General features: G+C 70.0%; 20 protein-coding genes and 1 pseudogene. 12 read left to right on the forward strand and 9 right to left on the reverse strand.

Translation table 11 applies throughout. The features are described 5' to 3' along the window. The first annotated feature begins 99 nt into the window (after positions 1 to 99). From QIT00_RS33375 to QIT00_RS33415, 9 genes are all read left to right on the forward strand, one after another. The gene (locus QIT00_RS33375) at positions 100 to 999 is read left to right on the forward strand and encodes a helix-turn-helix domain-containing protein (RefSeq protein WP_282539223.1); all 900 of its coding nucleotides are present in this window, start codon (positions 100 to 102) and stop codon (positions 997 to 999) included. Positions 1000 to 1001: 2 nt separating this feature from the next. After that, positions 1002 to 1697: a zinc finger domain-containing protein gene (locus tag QIT00_RS33380; RefSeq protein WP_282539224.1), complete on the forward strand. Its 696-nt coding sequence runs from the start codon at positions 1002 to 1004 to the stop codon at positions 1695 to 1697. Positions 1698 to 1858: 161 nt separating this feature from the next. Beyond that, complete coding sequence (locus QIT00_RS33385; protein ID WP_282539225.1) at positions 1859 to 2500, forward strand: WhiB family transcriptional regulator; 642 nt, start codon at positions 1859 to 1861, stop codon at positions 2498 to 2500. Next, the gene (locus QIT00_RS33390; RefSeq protein ID WP_282539226.1) at positions 2497 to 4095 is read left to right on the forward strand and encodes an ICP22 family protein; all 1599 of its coding nucleotides are present in this window, start codon (positions 2497 to 2499) and stop codon (positions 4093 to 4095) included. The genes QIT00_RS33385 and QIT00_RS33390 overlap by 4 nt, the downstream gene beginning before the upstream one ends. Further along, the gene (locus QIT00_RS33395; protein WP_031102856.1) at positions 4092 to 4283 is read left to right on the forward strand and encodes a hypothetical protein; all 192 of its coding nucleotides are present in this window, start codon (positions 4092 to 4094) and stop codon (positions 4281 to 4283) included. The genes QIT00_RS33390 and QIT00_RS33395 overlap by 4 nt, the downstream gene beginning before the upstream one ends. Positions 4284 to 4868: 585 nt before the next feature. Beyond that, the gene (locus QIT00_RS38805) at positions 4869 to 5219 is read left to right on the forward strand and encodes a plasmid mobilization protein (RefSeq protein WP_349017223.1); all 351 of its coding nucleotides are present in this window, start codon (positions 4869 to 4871) and stop codon (positions 5217 to 5219) included. Then, positions 5216 to 6949, forward strand: coding sequence for a relaxase/mobilization nuclease domain-containing protein (locus QIT00_RS33405; RefSeq protein ID WP_282539228.1), 1734 nt, complete (start codon positions 5216 to 5218; stop codon positions 6947 to 6949). The genes QIT00_RS38805 and QIT00_RS33405 overlap by 4 nt, the downstream gene beginning before the upstream one ends. A gap of 440 nt (positions 6950 to 7389) precedes the next feature. After that, positions 7390 to 7833 (forward strand): hypothetical protein, encoded by a 444-nt coding sequence (locus QIT00_RS33410; RefSeq protein WP_282539229.1) that lies wholly within the window; start codon positions 7390 to 7392, stop codon positions 7831 to 7833. A 78-nt stretch (positions 7834 to 7911) separates the two neighbouring features. Beyond that, complete coding sequence (locus tag QIT00_RS33415) at positions 7912 to 8601, forward strand: hypothetical protein (protein WP_282539230.1); 690 nt, start codon at positions 7912 to 7914, stop codon at positions 8599 to 8601. Positions 8602 to 8662: 61 nt separating this feature from the next. Here the strand turns inward: QIT00_RS33415 and QIT00_RS33420 are convergent, their stop codons facing one another. From QIT00_RS33420 to QIT00_RS33435, 4 genes are all read right to left on the reverse strand, one after another. After that, complete coding sequence (locus QIT00_RS33420) at positions 8663 to 9070, reverse strand: hypothetical protein (RefSeq protein WP_282539231.1); 408 nt, start codon at positions 9068 to 9070, stop codon at positions 8663 to 8665. A gap of 144 nt (positions 9071 to 9214) precedes the next feature. Beyond that, on the reverse strand, positions 9215 to 10024 hold the full coding sequence (locus QIT00_RS33425; RefSeq protein ID WP_282539239.1) for a DUF317 domain-containing protein: 810 nt from the start codon (positions 10022 to 10024) through the stop codon (positions 9215 to 9217). Between the two features lie 26 nt (positions 10025 to 10050). Continuing rightward, positions 10051 to 10341 (reverse strand): hypothetical protein, encoded by a 291-nt coding sequence (locus QIT00_RS33430; RefSeq protein ID WP_282539232.1) that lies wholly within the window; start codon positions 10339 to 10341, stop codon positions 10051 to 10053. 102 nt (positions 10342 to 10443) lie between these two features. Further along, positions 10444 to 10797 carry a DUF317 domain-containing protein gene (locus QIT00_RS33435; protein WP_282539233.1) on the reverse strand — a complete coding sequence of 118 codons (354 nt, stop codon included), beginning with the start codon at positions 10795 to 10797 and terminating at the stop codon, positions 10444 to 10446. 201 nt (positions 10798 to 10998) lie between these two features. Between QIT00_RS33435 and QIT00_RS33440 the strand changes: the two genes are divergently transcribed. After that, complete coding sequence (locus tag QIT00_RS33440; protein ID WP_282539234.1) at positions 10999 to 11262, forward strand: hypothetical protein; 264 nt, start codon at positions 10999 to 11001, stop codon at positions 11260 to 11262. Between the two features lie 558 nt (positions 11263 to 11820). On the opposite strand, the gene QIT00_RS33445 is transcribed toward QIT00_RS33440, so the two are convergent. The 3 genes from QIT00_RS33445 to QIT00_RS33455 all read right to left on the reverse strand — a co-directional run bounded on the left by QIT00_RS33445 (position 11821) and on the right by QIT00_RS33455 (position 13998). Next, the gene (locus QIT00_RS33445) at positions 11821 to 12552 is read right to left on the reverse strand and encodes a hypothetical protein (protein ID WP_282539235.1); all 732 of its coding nucleotides are present in this window, start codon (positions 12550 to 12552) and stop codon (positions 11821 to 11823) included. Positions 12553 to 12664: 112 nt separating this feature from the next. Beyond that, entirely contained in the window at positions 12665 to 12985 is a 321-nt protein-coding gene (locus QIT00_RS33450; RefSeq protein WP_282539240.1) for a GFA family protein, read from the reverse strand. A 572-nt stretch (positions 12986 to 13557) separates the two neighbouring features. Further along, positions 13558 to 13998, reverse strand: a complete 441-nt coding sequence (locus tag QIT00_RS33455) for a GFA family protein (RefSeq protein WP_282539236.1) — start codon at positions 13996 to 13998, stop codon at positions 13558 to 13560. Between the two features lie 271 nt (positions 13999 to 14269). Here QIT00_RS33455 and QIT00_RS33460 point away from each other — a divergent pair, with 271 nt between their 5' ends. Both QIT00_RS33460 and QIT00_RS33465 read left to right on the forward strand, forming a co-directional pair. Then, the gene (locus tag QIT00_RS33460; protein WP_282539237.1) at positions 14270 to 14500 is read left to right on the forward strand and encodes a peptide deformylase; all 231 of its coding nucleotides are present in this window, start codon (positions 14270 to 14272) and stop codon (positions 14498 to 14500) included. 685 nt (positions 14501 to 15185) lie between these two features. Then, complete coding sequence (locus QIT00_RS33465; protein WP_282539241.1) at positions 15186 to 16052, forward strand: M48 family metalloprotease; 867 nt, start codon at positions 15186 to 15188, stop codon at positions 16050 to 16052. Between the two features lie 189 nt (positions 16053 to 16241). Here QIT00_RS33465 and QIT00_RS33470 read toward each other — a convergent pair whose 3' ends face one another. Together QIT00_RS33470 and QIT00_RS33475 are read right to left on the reverse strand one after the other, a co-directional pair. After that, a complete protein-coding gene (locus QIT00_RS33470; protein WP_282539238.1) occupies positions 16242 to 16649 on the reverse strand; it encodes a hypothetical protein in 408 nt (135 codons plus the stop codon). Continuing rightward, positions 16646 to 17270, reverse strand: a pseudogene (locus QIT00_RS33475) (integrase); the annotation flags it as partial. The pseudogene QIT00_RS33475 and the gene QIT00_RS33470, both read right to left, overlap by 4 nt.

Below are 17270 nucleotides of genomic sequence, written 5' to 3' on the forward strand. Positions count from 1 at the left end.
GGCAGCCACCTCCGCCTCGGCGCCTCAGCGCCCCGAGCCGGATTGCGCCGTCCTGTCCCCGGCGAGCAGCCGGACCCGCCCGCTCGTCTGGAGCGGCCGATGAGCAGCGAAGCCCGCGAGTGGGTGTGGGAGCACAGCTCCAGTCGGGGGGCCGCGCGCCTGGTCCTGCTGTCGATCGCCGACCGTGTTGCCGACGAGCAGTGCATCTCGTGGGCCTCGCTGTCCAGCCTGGCCAAGCGCACCCGTGCCTCGGTCTCCACGGTGCGCGAAGCCATCGAGCGCCTGCTCCTGGCCGGCGAGCTGGAGCTGCTCGACGACCTCGTCGGCCCGCAGCGCAGCACGGTCTACCGCATGCCTGTCGCCGCCGAAGCGGTCGCCCAGGCCCAGCGTGAGCAGCAGGAGCAGGAGGACAGCGGCACGGCAGCAGCAGGCGTGCCCGACAGCCCCGCGAAGCTCCGGCTGTCGGCTCTGCGTCGGTACGGAATCCGCCCGCGTGAGGTGCCGGAATCCTCTGCGAGGGTCCGGAAACCGGCAGTACCGGAAACCGGCAGGTCGAGGCGGAAACCGGCACAGCGGCGTACCGGCCACCGGCACAGCGATGTACCGGCTACCGGCACACAGAACCGTAGTGAACCTGATTTGAACCGGAGGTACAGCAGTAGTGGTGCTGCCGTTCTCCCGGCTGCCGAGTGGCAGGTCGACCCCGCCACCCACACCTGGATCCGCCAGCAGGGACACCTCGACCGCCTCGGCGAGGAAGGTCTCTGCGCCGCCGACGCCAAGTGGCGCGCCCATCGAGCCGCCCTCAAGCCGAGGCCGGCGGAAGCATGGGCTGCCGACTGGCGCTCCTGGGTCGCCCGGGAGCACGCCCCCAGCCGCCCGAACCTCTACGCCGTGCCCGGCAAGAACGCCGCCGCACCGGGGGGCATGACCCGGACGGAGGCTCACACCGCCGCCCTGCTGGCCGTCCTCGACGAGCCGACCGGAACGGAGGGCTGACCGTGGACCGCCGCGAAATCGCCGCCCTGCTGGCCTACATCGGCAGGCTCGACCCCCGCACCATCCGCACCCTCCAGGGCGAGGCCCGCGACCAGCTCGCCCAGTGGCACGAACTGCTCGGCGACGTGCCGATGGCCACCCCGCATGGCTGGGACGTCCGTGTCGCCGCCCGCCAACACATCCGCACCTCGCCGTACCAGATCCTGCCCGCAGACCTGGCCCGGCCCTGGGAGAGCTACCGGCGCGACCGCCTGGCGCGGCACTCCGACCCGACGCCGTCCGTCGACCCGGACGACCAGGCCGCCTGGACCGCGGAGCTGGCCGGCACCCGCCGCGCCGTCGCCGCCGGTACCGCGCAGCCCGCGCAGGCCCGAGCGATCACCAGCGGTCGCGACGGAGTGGACCCGAAGCTGGAGGTGCGGCTGCGAGAGATCGGCTCCTGCATACCGCCCGCCGCCCGAGCGGCACTCGCGCCCTACCGGCCCGCCCGTGCAGCCCGAGAGACCGCTGTCGCGCAGGGGCTGCCCGACGCCCTGAGCGTGCGGTGCGAGTGGTGTCTGGCCCAACCCGGCGAGCCGTGTCGCCGCCGGAGGATCGGTCCCGACGGCGGAGCCCGCGGAACCGCTCTTTGCGCCTCCCATCCCAGCCGTGTTGACCTCGCCGCCGCCCAGCAGGCCCAGCAGCCCGCCCCCGCCTGATCGGCAAACCCGGCGCGTGCACCCCGTCCGCTGCACCGCCACCCGAGACCACCGTTCCGCCCGGCTGTGGCGCCCGCCCACGCGCCTCAGCCGGCACCCGACGCCGCACCCGACGGCCACCGGCCCGGCCAGCAGACGCGGCAGCACATCGGAGACCCGCCTTGCGCCACATCACCACCCACGACGCGCCGGCCACCGGCCTGCGCGGCATCGGAGACACCAGCTGGCACACCCGCGGCACGTGCCACGGCATGGACGTCGAGGACGCCGAGGCCGTGTTCTTCCCCGGCCCCCGGGACCACGAGGAGATCGCGGAGGCGAAGGAGCTGTGCGGCTGGTGCCCCGTACGCCGCGAGTGCCTGGACTTCGCCCTGGAGAACGTCCTCAAGGAGGGCGTGTGGGCTGGCATGACCGAAGCCGAGCGGCGCCCGCTGCACGACAACCTGCACCAGCGCCTGGACTACCGTCGCGTGACCGCCTTCTTCCAGGGGCGCAACGTGCACCTGACCGAGGCCGAGCGGCAGGTCGTCATCGACCACGCCTACGTCCGGGGCTGGCGGCCCGACCGGCTCGCCGCCGCCCTGCAGATCAGCCACAAGCACGCCCGAGACGTGCTCCGACAGGCAGCCAACAAGGTCCTCGACCGCGACCGCAACTACGGCGTGCCCCGCCCCAAGAAGAAGCGGAAGAAGACCTCGAAGGCCAAGGACATCCCCACTCCTACTGCTCCCGGCACCCAGCAGCCCGCAAGCCGCCCGGCAGCGTCGGCCCCGGCGCACGCCGCTCTCGGAAAGGCAGCATGACTCACCCCGTACTCGCATTCGGTGCCACCTCGGACCTCCCTCTCCTCCTGGCCGCCGTCGTGCCCGCCGCCCTTGCGCTCGTGCTGACCGCCTGGACCATCCGGCGCTGGGGAGCCCGAGCGCAGAAACGTCTCGGCGGACCGGCGGTCAAGGTCGCCGCCGTCGCCGCCCTGGGCTGCACGGCGTACAGCGCGGACACGAGCTGGCGGTTCGCCGCCGACTATCTCGACATGGCCGGCACGGCCGAGCGCGCCGGGATGTTCGCCGCCGCCGAACTCGCCCTGTTCGCGACGGCGCTGATGGCGCGGCAGAACCTGGCCGTCCAGGGCGCCCCCGGGCTGCCGGGCACGCTGGTTTGGGTGATCACCACCGTGCAGGTGATCCCCGCCTACGCCGAGAGCGGCCCCGTCGGCGGCACGGTCCGCGCCTTCGTCGGGCCGATCATGGCGGCAATGCTGTGGCACCTGGCCATGGGGATCGAACTGCGGCTGCGCACCCCCGGCGCCGCGTCGACCGGACTGGTCGCCGTGCTGGGCCGGGAGGCCCGCGAACGGCTGCTGTCCCGCCTAGGCATCGCCGCGCGAGACCGCGACGCCGCACAGATCACCCGGGACCGGGCTACAGCCCGCGCGGTCACCCTCGCTGCCCGTCTCGCGGAGCGCACTCCCGAGCAGCAGCGAAACCGTCGAGGCCGGCGGCTGACCCGACGCCTGTCGAAGGCGGTGGGCAGGGCCGCGGTCGGCACCGATCCCCTCCAGCGGGCACATCTGCTCGACCAGCTCGCCGCCCGGCGACACGCTCTCGCGCTCGCCACGGTCCCGCTCCCCTCTCCCTGGTCTCCGGCGCACGGCAGCGCATCGGTGGTCACGGTCCCCCCGCAGCCGACACCGAATGTGGCGGCGGTCCCCGCCTCCGGTCCCGACAGTTTCGACGAGTCGGTCCCGGACCGAGGACCGGGAACTCCTTGGGGACCGGTCCCCAACGAGGCAGCTCCGGAAGCGGAGGTCGGCTCAGGGACCGAGGGCGACGAAACGGGAACGCTCGCGGCGACCAAGCCTCCTGAGGACGGTGCGGTCCCGGGGACCGGTCCCTCCGATCCAGAAGCCGCCGAGCCAGACACAGTGGGCACGAAGGCCGACCACAACGCGCACGAAGCAGCAGCTCAGAGCCCGGATTGTCATCGGGGAGCGGACCTCGCGACGTCCGGGACCGAGACCACCCAGGACCGAGGACCGACCGCCACCGAGTCCGGGACCGAGACCACCCAGGACCGAGGACATAAGGTCCCGCTCCGCCGGAAGTCGGTCCGGAAGCCCCGGACGAAGGCCAAGGACAAGCGTGCCCGGTCCCGCTCTCCCCAGACTGAGCGCCCGACAGGCGAGCTGGGCGAGTCCGAGCGCCAGCTCGTCCACGAAGTACGCCCCCACGTTCCGGCCCTGCTCGCACGGGACGGCAACGCCGCGATCACCCGGGTGCAGCTGCGCGAGATTATCCGCCGCCAGGGCCTGACCGGGGTTGGCAACGACCGACTCGGCCTCGTCCTCCAGGAACTGCGGAACGAGGAGATCACCACGACGAGGAGCACCGCCCGATGAAGACCTGCCACCAGTTCAACACCGTCCGCGCGGAGTACGAGCGAGAGATCGGCTTCATGCTCGCTCACTCCGAGCGGCACGCGGGCAGGCCGGCGGCGAAGTCCAGCGCGAAGCAGGCGGCCTCGGCGAAGCAGCGGATGGCCCGCGCGCTCAGCAGCCACGTCGGGCGCTGCCCCGAGTGCGGCTGAACCGGCAAATCCGCAGCTCAGACCCCATATTTGTTGTGGTGGCCCGGTTCCGCGCCGGACCACCATCCCGCTCCGGAGGTATGTCGTGATCTCGCGTCCACCTCGCTCTTCCGAGCCCACAGTCGCCGAAGCTGATGCCTGGGCGGACGTCCTGGTCCGCCGGCAACTCCTCCACGCAGTCGTCCGCGCTCCAGTCGGGCAGTGGCTCGTCCAGGACCAGCCCGACGAACCGGTCCGCGTCCTCGCGGGACCGGCCGACGTCGTCGCGCTGGCCGCAACCATCCAGCATCGCACCCGCTCCATGAGGCCCGAATCCCGATGACGAACTCCAACATGAACGGCACCGCCCCGAAACCTGATCGCGACTCCAACTCGGTCTCAGGGCGAGCAAGTTGGGGCGGAAGCATAGCTTCCGCCGATCCCGCCCCCGAGGGGGCGGGAGAGGACCTGCACCGGGGGGCGCAGGTCCTTCGGGCTTCGACCGGGGGCGGATCGAAGCCGGGGCCAGAGGAGAAGCAGACCGAGCCGCGCGCCCACCGACAGCGCGCTCGTCAGCGACCGCGCCAGCCGCCCGCAAAGAAGCGCTTGCGCCAGCCCGCCACGCGATTCAACGAAGACGAGTACGCCCTGATCAAATCCGCCGCCGTCCAGTGCAACCTGTCCGTCGCCGGGTTCCTCGCCCGCTCCGCGCTCGCTGCCGCCCGCGACCTCAGCCGCACCAGCGCCGAGATCGCCGACGAACGCGAAGTGATCACCGCCCTGTTCGACAGCCGGCGTCGGCTCGGCTGGGCTGGCAGCAACCTCAACCAGGCAGTCAAGGCGCTCAACTCCGGTGCAGACGTTCCTCACCTCGAAGCGGCCATCGCGGCCGTACGGCGGGCCGCCGACACCGCCCACGAGACCGCCACGCGGCTCATCGAACACCACGGCTCATGATCCCCAGCGTCAACCCGTCCGGGTCGGACACCAGAGGTCTCCTCTACTACCTCTACGAGACCGGTAAGTACGAGGACCACACCGACCCTCACCTCATCGCCTCCTTCGACGGCATGTCCCCGGACCCCGGCCGCGATCCGAAAGCCACCCTCACCGACCTCCAGCAGCTCCTGGACCAACCGGTGATGGCCCTCGCCAAGCACGCCCGCCCGGCCAAGCATGTCTGGCACACCTCCGTACGCGCGGATCCGGGCGACCGGATCCTGTCCGACGAGGAGTGGGCCGGCATCGCCGGACGCATCGTCGCCGCCACGGGCATCGACCCGGGTGAGGGACAGTCCGGCTGCCGCTGGGCCGCCGTGCGCCACGCCGACGACCACATCCACATCGTCGCCACCCTCGTCACCGAGGACGGCCACCGCCCTGACGACTTCCGCTCCGGCGCCCGCGCCCAGGCCGAAGCCCGGCTCATCGAGAAGGAACTCGGCCTCCATCAGGTGTCACCCGGTGACGGCACCGCAGCTCAACGGCCCACCAGCGCCGAGCGCCACAAGGCCGAGCGGCAGGGTCGCGAGCGCACCGCCCGCGAGGAACTGCGCGAAGCCGTACGACGCGCGGTGAGCGGGGCGCGGAGCGACGAGGAGTTCTTCGACCGGCTCGCCGCCGCCGGCCTCCTGATCCGCAAGCGCGCCGCGCCCTCCGGCGACCTGCTCGGATACAAGGTCGCCCTGCCCGACGACCTGAACAAGGACGGCGAGCCCGTGTTCTACCCCGGCGCCCGCCTGGCTCCCGACCTGTCGCTGCCTCGCATCCGCGAGCGCTGGTCGGCCGACGCCCCAGCTTCCCGGCAGGAGGAGGCGATCCGTACGGGGCCGGGCAGTCCGGCCGCCGCACGCCGCGGAACGGCCTCGGCCGTGTGGCAGGCCATGGTCGTCTTCGAGCACGGCGAGGACGCGGTCGCCGCCGCCCACATCGCCGCGGCCGGCGAGGTCCTGGACGCCCTCGCGAAGACGTCCGCCGCCCACACCCGCCGCGAACTCCGCGACGCCGCCACGGCTTTCGAACGGGCCTCGCGCTCGCACGTCCGCGTCGCGCGCGGGCACGATCGAGCGCTGCGGCAGGCCGCCCGCGACCTCGTCCAGGGCGGCACGGCGCTCGGCCGTGGCGAGGACGGCGCCACCACGGCGATGGCGATCGACATGTTGTTCTTCCTGATCACCGCCACCGCGCACTGGCACGCCCGCAGGGGCCACGCCCAGCAGGCCGAGGCCGCGACCCGGACCGCCGAACACCTGCGCAGCGCCTACCAGGCCGCCGCCGTGCAGCCCCTCGGTGTCCTTTACCAGCGCGGCCGACGCCTGAGCCGGCCGATGCTCCAGCGCCAGACCGCACTGCTGCGCGAGGCCCTGCCAGATCTGGGCGAGCAGATCCTCGCCGAGCCCGGCTGGTACGCCCTGGCCGCCACCGTCGCGGAAGCCGAAGCCGCCGGCCACGACCCGGCCGCCCTGCTGTCCGACGTTGCCGTACGGCGCGAACTCGGCACCGCGGACTCCGTCAGCGACGTGCTCGTGTGGCGGATGCGGCGGGCTGCAGACCTGCCCGCCGACGCATCCCACCTGCCCGAGACCAGCACCGCAGAGACCCGGTCCGCGACGCGCAGGACGAGCACCAGGCCCTCCCCGCCCGGCAGGGGGCGTAGCGGCGAGGACACCTCGCGCCCGAGCCGGTAGGCCCGCCCGATGCGGTCACGCGGCCTCAGCGCACCACCGGGAGAAGCCACAAGACCACCGCCCCGCCCGCGGTCCACAACATGGTCGTGCGCCGCATCCGACCCCGGTGGCGGCCAGGTCCGGGGCGGAGCCTGCCGACGTCCGTGCACCCGCAGGACGGACGGGTGTGGCGTAGGTGAGGTGAGTCGAGCCAGTAGGGGCCACGCAGTTGGGCGGTCGAAGGAGACGATGCCGTGTGTTCGGGAACACCGTGGCAACGCCGCCGCACAGGACCGAGACACGCATCGTGGCCAACTCCTCATCTGGGCAACCGAGAAGCCCGAGCACCCCTGCTGACCTGGCCGGAAGGACTGTGGACTTTGTGAATTGAAACCGGCGGGGGTGTGGGGCACGATCATGAAGCGCGCAGGACAGGTGACGAGGTAGAGGAGGACGCCAGGGTGTTTCACCGGATACGCCGACGGGCAAAAGAGCCGACCGAAGCTCAGCGGCAGTTCGCCGAGCTGCACGCGCAGTTGCAAGGCCAGGTCCCACCCGGCTTCGGGGTGCCGGCACCCGAGCCGGAGCCCGCCGCGCCGGTGGCCGTCGTGGACGACTTCCTCCCGCCGGAGCTGCGTGTGCCGAGCCACGACCAGGTCGACGGCAAGATGATGCCCTGGGCGCAGCCCCTCGTCCTCGACGGCGAGATGGTCGCCTGTGCCGAGTGCGGCGCGTACCGGGACTGGCTCATCCTCTCCACCCGCGGCGAAATCTGGCTGCGCTGCCGGGCAGGCCACCAGCAGCGGGAGACCCGCATCGACACCGCCTGGTACAACCGCAACAGCGGGCCGGCGGACGCGACGCACGCCACGTTCGAGGACTGCCTGCGCCACCTCGGGCACTGACCACCACTCCTACGACCCCACGGGCCCTCGGGCCCGCACTGACCACCCGTCGCCTAGCACCAAGGGGTCAGTTTCGTCATGCGCGTTCGCGTCGCCACCACCGCCCTCGGCATCACCGCCGCCCTCCTCGCCCTGTCCGCCTGCTCCACCGACACGAACGGAGACCAGCGCCCTTCCGCGGCCCGGGCGGGAAAGCCGTCCGACCGCGCTCAAGAGACGGCGGTGCTCTCCTCGGCCGCGCTCGAGTCCCGCCTGCTCGACCCGAGCGACCTCGGCAGGGGCTACCTGCCCAAGCCGGAGCGTCCGGCCCAGCACGACGACGTCACCGTCCTCGGCTGCGCGGCCCTGAGCGAGCTGGGCGGCGACGCGGTGACGGGCGGCACGCTCGCCTTCCCGCGCGAGGCGAAGGCGGACTTCACCTACGGCGGCAGCTCCTCGGAGATCTCCGAGGAGCTGTACAGCGACAGCGCGAAGAAGCTCTCCGACGGCATCGCCCGGGTCTTCGACGCCATGACAGGCTGCCCGACCTATCAGGTCGTCTCCGGCGGCACCCCGGTCGACGTCGCCTCGCAGAAGCTGACCGTTCCCAACGCCGGCGGTGACCAGCAGTGGAGCCAGCTCCTGACGTTCACCGCCGCAGGGCGAAGCAGCGTGGTCAAGCAGACCGCGATCCGCGACGGCAACCTGCTGGTGATCGTCTCCGGCTCCCCCGCCCTTGTCGACCGTCACCTCGACAAGGCCCTCGCCAAGGCCACGGAAACGAGCTGATCCCGCACGTCCCCAGCCTGTGATGCTGCCCTCGACCGCCATGGTCGAGGGCAGCATGGCGTTACTGGCTGATGCGCTGCGCGGCGCGAGCGGCCTGGCCCGGCGCCCAGGCGCGGACCTGGCCGGGCTGGACGTAGAGCACGTTCGGGTTGTGGCTGTGCGGCCCGTAGCCGCTGGACGCGTTCACGAGCAGGTACGCGCCCACCGGAACGTGCCAGTTCCAGAACCAGGCGTCCTGCTGCCGCCCGGTGTCGCACCAGGTCACGACGGCCTTTGAGCCACGACGTCCGTGCTGGTAGACCCGCGCGACCTGAAGGAGTTGCCCCTGGCCGGAGCTGCGGTGCTGCTGGAATGCCTGCCACTGGGCCGCGAGGGCGGCCGTGCGCTTGCGGCGTGACCGGACCGTCAACGCGATCGTCACAGCGACGACGAGAACAATGACCAGAAAGGCGCCGACGCTGGGTTGCATGGCCGCATCCTGCATCGTTCCGCTTCGGGGCGGCAAACCCTCCTGGGCGTTGAAGACTCAGTGGCTGCTACCCGAGAAGCAAGAAAGTCCGGCACCCCTCTCCTGGGGTGCCGGACTGCGATCGTCGAGAGATGCGCGCTGATGCTAGATGGCGGGCGCGCGCAGAAGGCGCTCCTGGGTGGCCTCGGGCAGTACCCGCCGCAGGACGGGTGCGGTCGAGCTGAGGGAGGCCGAGAATGCGGCGACGAGATCGTGCGGGACGCTGGCGGCGAACGACGCCGCCCACAGACACGGTGCGCCGAGCACGGGCTCGGCCCACGCCTGCCATCCGGCCGGCCCCGTCTCATCGACCTCAGCGACCAGGGCGCGCGGATCGGCGTCCTGGATGAGGGGCGGGACCTCGCCGAGGCTGATGTGCGAGGTGAACGTCGGGTCCGTCGCTGCCGCCTGGGGCTGGTCGATGTCACGGAACCATCCGTGGGCGGCGACCGCGTCGAGGACCAGCTCGGCTCCTGCGAGTGGAACTGCGGGCTGGTCGCTCGCGTCGAGCGCGACGAGAAAGTCGACGACCGCCTCGCCGGGGACGTCGCGGGTGAAGTAGGCCGACCACTGGGCGAGCGGACTGCTCGCCTCGGCCCGGGCGGAAACCTGCCAGGCGACCGGCAGCTCGCCCAAGTGGAACGGCTCGTCCGCCAGGGCCCACTGGGCCCAGCGCAGCGCGTCAGGACTGATGTGCAGGACGGTGCTCCGCAGGACCTGGCGGTCCTCCGGTGCCTCGTCCGGCTCATGGCGTCCGCGGACGATCGTCAGGCTCGTCCAGCCCAAGCCGGAGAGTGTGTCGGCGACCACGTCGTAGAGGCGCCCATCGTCACCGGCCAGGTGCCGGGGCCCGACCCAGAACGCGGACCGGCCGGCGCTCGGGGTGGACGAGTCGGTCGGGAAGTCGGGGTACAGGGCGCCTCCAAGGGCTCGGTGCGTATCTAGTTGCCGCCGGCGCGGCGGCGGGGGCGGCGCGGGGATGCCTGGACGGGGCCCTGCCACGTCAGGGCGATGGCGACATCCGGTGGCAGGTGGCCGAGCTGCGCGTCCTCGTCCCGCCCTTCGGCGAGGTAGACGACGGTCCGGCCGGTCTCGTCGACCGACTGCAGGACTTGCGCCAAGCGGTGGGCCATCGGGAAGAACGGGTTCATGGCCTGGCGGACCGGAGCGTTCGGGTCGCAGGTCGACAACAGGTCGATGAGACCGCCGACGGTCATCTCCGGGGACGTCACGAACAACCTCCTGGGGTGCGGGAAACGGGTGTGGGGGAGCGGATCGCTGTTCGGGCGGCCAGCTCGTTGAATGGAGGCACGGCCTCTACGGTGTCCGCGCTGTCAGAGGCGGTGCGAGGTCTCCAGCACGCGCGCTACGGCGGCGGCGACGATGTCGGCCGGCGTCTCGGTGTCGAACGACACGTGGTAGCCAGGCACCTTGGCGGTGCCGGTGACCGCGATCTTCCATCCCTCGCCGTCCGTGCCGGGGCGGCCGAGCGGGAACCAGCCGAGGTAGAAGCGGCCGTCCTTGCTGCTGACGTGTACGTCCGCGCGGTCATCGACGACCAGGTGGAAGTCCTCGGCGGAGAACTGGTCCATGACCAGGGTCGGCTGACCGGGACCGAGTTGCCACTGCCGCAGCCGCAGCGCTTCGACGGTGGTGGAGAAACCGGGGCCCACAGGGGCTACGGTCACGGGCAATCACCTCTCTGACCTGGGGTTTCTTGCAAGGTCATCTACGTTGACATGCCCTCGCACTCGTTGGCCAGTCTTTCCGCGATCTTTCCTGTCTGCCCCCGGCGAACTGTCCTTTGTCATCCAATCGAGGCGTTTGGCAGCGAACCTAGTTGTTTCGGCTTTTCTGACAGGGAGGCCACAGCCCGCCGCATCGCGGGAATGCAGGACGTCCGTCTGTGCGCCGGCATCACGAGCCGGCACAACCTCCTGGTCATCGCCTGGGTACGCTCGGTGAACGAAATCCAGAGGCTCGAAACACTGGTCTCCGAGCAGGCCCCCGGCATCGTCATCGCGGACCGGTCCATCGCCCTGTGGACCGCAAAGCTCAGCGGCCACCTCCTGAACGAACACGGCTACCGCCGCGAGACGATCCCCATCGACGCGTGGGGCCCGTTGCCAGTCGAAGTCGCCCGCAGGCGATGACCGGCAGTCCCCACTCGCGCACCCGAAAGCAAGCAGGCCGCCGGTAGGTTCTGGAGGTTCACCAGCGGCGGCGAGCGGCGGGGGGGCGCCCTCGGCGACAGGGCGACCGCGTCCATGCCGGGTCGGCCTCACGGGCCCCTTGCCAATCGAGTTAGTCGCCGCAGGTCAGCGTGCAGAGGACGACTGGATTCGTTGTCCGAGGACAAACTCGTCCGTTGTCGCCCAGCTCGGCGCCCGGACTCGTCAGCGATCTCGCCGTACCCCCTGCAAACCGGGCCTCTGGCGGGAATCGTCCAAGTAGTCGGCCATGACCCGAAGGAATGAACTCCCCCTTCGGCATGCCGCCCATCCTCAGCCAGCCCATATCGTTTCGGTAGGCCCGGCGGATGCGAGACCGCAACCACTATGCAGAGCAGCGCTGGCAACTACAGTGCACCCGCACTGCCAGGCGGCACAGAACGATCGTGCTGCCGCCCCCGAGTGGTCACCACTCCGCCGGGCCCCATACGGAACAGCACGATGGGCACTGGGCACACGACGATCGCGTTGGAGCGCCCCTCATGAGGTCCCGGTCCGCCACGATGCACCCACTTCCGCGAGCCGCCCTCGAAGTACCCCTCGCTGCTCCTCCAGGTCCTGCGACGCCGGCGAAAGCAGATAGACGTTGTCCCGGTAGAGACGGAACCCGAGGCTCTCCCACCCTCTGGCGATCTTGGCGTTCACGCGGTCCCACTCGGACCCGTCCGTCAGCCGCTGGCTGCTGAGGTCGGTAACGCCGGGCGAACAGGCAACAGCCCTGCATCCGACCATGAGCCGATGGATCACCTCGCAGCCGAGCACGGCCGCCAGCCCCTGCCCACGCCACGCAGGATCCAGCGTCACCCGATCCATGACGAGCAGCGCGGAGCCGACGTACTCCAGCAGTTCGCTGACCTCGCTGGTGAACGAGCCTGTCGCGGGGTCGAGGAGGACCTGAGCGGTCTCATACAGCTCCTCGGACTCCTCCTCCATGGCCCAGTAGGCATTCCGGCCGCGGTCGAGATGCACCCGGTAGAAAGTCATCGACCCGACGGCGACATCCTCCACCGTGCACGCCGGGCAATCCTCGATGCCGCAGTCGCGGCTCGGCGCCGGGTCCTGGCCGCTGTCATGCGTACGCCGCCGGTGCAGCACGGCCACGTTCCACCGCTCCAGCGTGTCCGCCCGCGGGGTGTCCCAGAGTTCGTCGTCGTAGGAGATGCGCAGGTGCAGCTCGGTGGGGTCTCCGGGCAGCGAGGAGGGCTCATTCACCCCGGAAGGCTAACCGTGCTGGGGCCAAGAGATCGGCGCCACTGCCGCGGTCTCGATCCGGCTCGCGGCGCAGCGTATCCGGCCTGCCGACAGGGGCGCCACGTACTACCGGTCACGATCGGTCCTGCGGGTCGGGGGCGAGGGTAACGGCCAGCCACGGCGCCGCCTCTTCGCGGTAACTGTGTCCGACTGGGGCCACTTCGGCGGCGCGGTCGAGGCTGAAGATCGTCACCATGATCATGTCCGAGCCGTCGGCAACGGACGTCAGCTGGGTTCGGCAGCGCCGACAGGAACCTCGGTGCAGTGTCGGCCAGGTGGAGAAGTACGCCGGCTCGCCTGCGGGGCCTGTCCACTTCAGGGCGTCCCTACGGAACCCGACCCAGGCCATCGCCGGCGCCCCGGACAGGCGCGTGCAGTGCTCGCACGAGCACAGTTCCCTGTCAAGTCCATGTGTTCACGTCTTGTGCCTCCTCCGTGTGGTCGCGTGCGGTGGTGGCCGTCGAAGGAGTGGGACGGCCACCCAGCGGTTTGGATGAGCAGTTCCCGTCAGGTCGACTGTGCCTTGTTCACCGGCGTGATGTAGGCCGCTTCGATGAAGTTGATGAACGTGTTCGTGCTCCTGGTGCCGAGCATGTTCCCTATGCGGAGGGCGGCTCTCAATTCATCACTGATGGACCCGAGGCTCCACTCACCCAGATTCCTCGTACCCGCCCGGAATTCTCAACCCTCCTGGGATGTGGTCTCACGCTTTCGTCCCGGCAGGCGCCGGTGGCCAGGATTCGTCTAGGAAGTAGCCCAGCGCCTTTCTGGACTCGCTCCGGTTGCGCATCCCCTGGACTGTCCTTGGACTGCCGCGCGGCACTCGCAGAGTTCTCCGTTATCCGCGCTGAGCATGGCCGCGGCGGGCCCCGGCCCGGGGGTTCGCGCCCAGCTCGCGGGCGAGAACGGGATGCCGACCGGGGCCATCGAGGGAGCAGGTGACGTTGCCGACCAGTGGACGGTCGGTCAACCGGCCGTGCTGTGCTCGGTCTCCGGCACCGACGGCAGCCAGTGCACGGCGTTGTCGCGGAAAGACGCGTGGATCGGCACGAGGTCTGGGCCGCTGGTGTCGTCGAGGGCGGTGACGTTGATGCCAATCTCCGGGATGTCGCTGTCGATCGCCGCGAGCCGACTGCCGCAGGTCGGGCAGAAGCCGCGTTTAGCCTCGCCTTCGAAGGTCTCGTACCAGGTTGGCTCGCCGCCCTCACCAGTCCAGGTGACCGTTTCGAATCCCACCCACCACATCACTGGTGTGCCACCGAGCTTTTGACAGTGGCGGCAGACACAGGTGTGCGGGAAGACTGCCGGAGCTCGGGTAGTGAAGCGGATACGGCCGCACAGGCAGCCGCCGGTACGTTCCCCGGCTGTTTCGGTTCCCTGGGCGTCGGCCGCGGGGGTGGCGTTCATCAGGTGATCTCCCAGGCACAATGGGCGAGTTGGGCCCATCAGTGTGCCATCCATTGCGCGATCGTCAGGACCCTCGACCCGGTCGCGTGGGACACCGAGACCTCCATGACCGCCGAAGCCTCGTCGCTGCGAACCCCATCCGTCCGCAGCGACGACGGGAAGCTACGGCGATTCTCGTGGATCACGACCACACCCGCCCTGCACGCTCGGTACCGTCTGGAGTAGCGGTATCGGGCACGGCCCGAACGCACCATGGACAAGGGGAGTTCAGGTGATTGATGTGCGGCCCAGCCAGCTGATGCGAGACCTCGGCGTCGTCCAGCACGGCGCCGGCATACTCGCCGAACCGGCCCGCGCCTTCGACCTGCCCGCCGAGCGCGACGAGGCCGAGGGCATCACCGACGAGCTGTTCGCCGCCATGGAGCAGATCGGCCAGGTCCACCTCTTCGCCAAGGGCATGGGCATCGCGGCCCCGCAGATCGGCACGGGGCCGTGGACGTAGCAACTCTGCTCTTGCTCGGGGCAGCGGGAGGCTCCTTACGGGCGTTCGTGGACTTCTATAACCACACGATGGAGTGGCGGGCAGCCCGTCGGGCCCATCGCCAACTGGCCCCCGTCGACCAGCCAGCCGAGGTACCAGCATTCCGAGATTTCATCGATCCCGTGCCTGACCTGGTAGCGGCCCTATTCCACACAGCGCTTGGGGCCGGTGCCGCCGCGATGTTCGGTAGCACAGGGCAGATTGACGGTGCCTACGCAGCGATTGCGGTGGGTATCTCAGCGCCGGCGCTGCTGACACAGCTCGGTCAGTTGCAGAGCGTCGGTGACGCGGTGGCCGGCCTCCCTCCCCCCGGGGAGGCTCCTGCAGCCGCTCCAGCTCCGAGCAGCCCGAACATGGGTGGACCCGATCAGCAATCTGCGCGGCCGAACACGATCCCTCCCCCGACGCCGGGAGCAGAACCACGGAGGGCTGTATGAGCACGGAGAATTCATTCGCGCGCAGACTGATTTCAGCAACGCTCAAAACGGAAAAGCGTCATCGTGTCATAGTCGCTCGCAGCCGGGGCCGGCACTACTACAGTCTCTGGCGTCGCTGCGTGGCAACTACTTTGAACGTCACTCTTCCTATTCCGCCAATAACCCACCGCCCATCCACCCGTGCCCAAATTGAGTTGCAAGGCGCCAGAATTCATCACAGCACCCTCAGAGCGGCAGTGCTGCTGGCAGTCCTTCTCGGAGGGGCGGCGTTGGCTGGGAGTAGCTTCGGTCGTCCAGGAATGATCACCGCCATGGCGGGCGCACTTACTGTCATCGGGTACGCCTATTGGAACGGCGACAGACTTGCGCTGCAAGCCATGCGCGCACGACCAGCTAGCGAACAAGAGGTGCCACAGCTCTATCGAATCGTGCGTGAACTGTCCGTCGACGCACGCCGTCCCATGCCATCGATCTACCTCTCGCCAACGCAAGCCCCGAACGCCTTCGCCGTTGGACGGACCCGGCGGAACGCTGCTGTGTGCTGTACCGATGGCATCTTGCGCATCCTCGATGAACGGGAACTACGCGGTGTAATTGCGCATGAGCTGAGCCATATCCACAACCGCGACGTCTTGATTTCGTCCACAATTGGTGCACTGGCCGGGGTGGTTCTATTCGCGCTCAACCTTGTCTGGCTGACTCCAGCCGGCCGTTCCGACGACGAGGGTGGCTCTACCATGCTTGGCTCGCTGCTGGTCATCCTTTTGGGCGGCCCTCTTGCTGCCTCCCTTATTCGTCTCGCGGTCAGTCGGTCCTGTGAATACAGGGCAGATGCTGCTGGTGCTTCATTGACCGGGGACCCTCTCGCCCTTGCATCAGCGCTCCGCAAGCTGGAAAAGGGAACCAAACTGCTGCCGCTTCCGCCCGAGCCTCGCCTCCAGGTAAGGGGACATATGATGGCCGCCGCCCCTTTTCGTTCGGATACCCTTGTGTCGAGACTCTTCTCGACACAAGCCCCCATCCGGAAGCGCGTTGCACGCTTGGAGCACATGGCCGGCCATCACGCCGCGCCGTGAACGTTGTCCTTGACTGACGAGAGCTTGGGTGCTTCTGCTGCCACTGCCTCATCGGCGTCGCGGCGTGACGGCCGGGTGATTTGCCGAAGCCCCGAGGTCTGCCACAGCCTCGCCTCCTGGGGCGCGAGTCGGCCGTCCGCGAGTTCACCCACCCCTCAAGGAACTCGGCATCGCTGCGGCCTGCTCTCTTCAATCGCCGGACGGGCGGAGCGGGATGACGTTGCTGGGGGCGAGTTGGTCCTGTTTGTCGGGTCGCCGGAGGATGAGGACGGCTGCCGCGAGGGTCATCTGCTCCGCTCGATGCCGGGACTCGGCTTCGGCAGCGCGGGAGTCCTTGAGGGCTTCCTTCAGGCGGACGACCTCTTTGCGAAGCCGCTTTTCGACTTCCGGCGTCTGGTGCGTTTCCGCACGCACGCGTGCGTAGAACTCCTCCTTGAGGTCGGCGTGGCGCTTTTGCAGAGCCATGCGGTGAACACCGGCCTCTGCGGCGAGCGCGACCACCGTGAGGCTGCCGTTGGAGCTGGTGGGCTGGCCGGCCAGGAGGCGGTCCATGGCCTCGCGGATACGGGAGCGTTCGTCCGTGTGCTGCTGGTTCATGCGATGGCCTCCTCGGCGGACTGGGCGGCGGAGTCGTGGGCGTCGGCGAGTGCACGGAAGCGGCCAGCTGTTCGGCGAAACCGGTCGCCCAGGGGCTGGGGCACGAGGGCTGCCTTCGCATCGAGCCGATCGGCGTGCTCTCGTGCCGCGCGTGCGTGCCTGTCGGTGCGGATCGCGTTGCCGCAGCCGAGTTGGCAGGCGAACTGGTTGGGTGCCGTCGCCCCGGGGTCTGGATCGCACAGGGCCGTGTCGCGCTTGAAGGCGCAGATGAGGAAGGAGTCCGTATTGTCGAAGAGGACGAGGCCGTCGCGCGCGAGGAACTTGGCGGCGGCCTTCGGGGTGGTCAGGGCGCCTTCGAAGGCGGGGATCGAGGCGGCTCCGATGAGAGCCCGCCGCGTGGCGGGACCGGATATCTTCTCTCCGGCCGCTGCGGCGTCGCGCAGCCGGGCTGCGGTCGTCGCGGCGGCGAGAGCGGTCTCGACGTCGAGCTCCCCGTGGAACCCCCGGCGGGCGCGGTTGCCGTAGCCGGTGGAGGTGCGGGCGTCCAGGGCGGTGCGCATGTGTCCGTACTGGATGGCGAGGGCGACCAGGCCGCCGGGGCGGCGGGCGACGTGCCAGGCC

Origin of the sequence: Streptomyces luteolus (assembly GCF_029968015.1) — a bacterium.
GTDB lineage: Bacteria > Actinomycetota > Actinomycetes > Streptomycetales > Streptomycetaceae > Streptomyces > Streptomyces luteolus.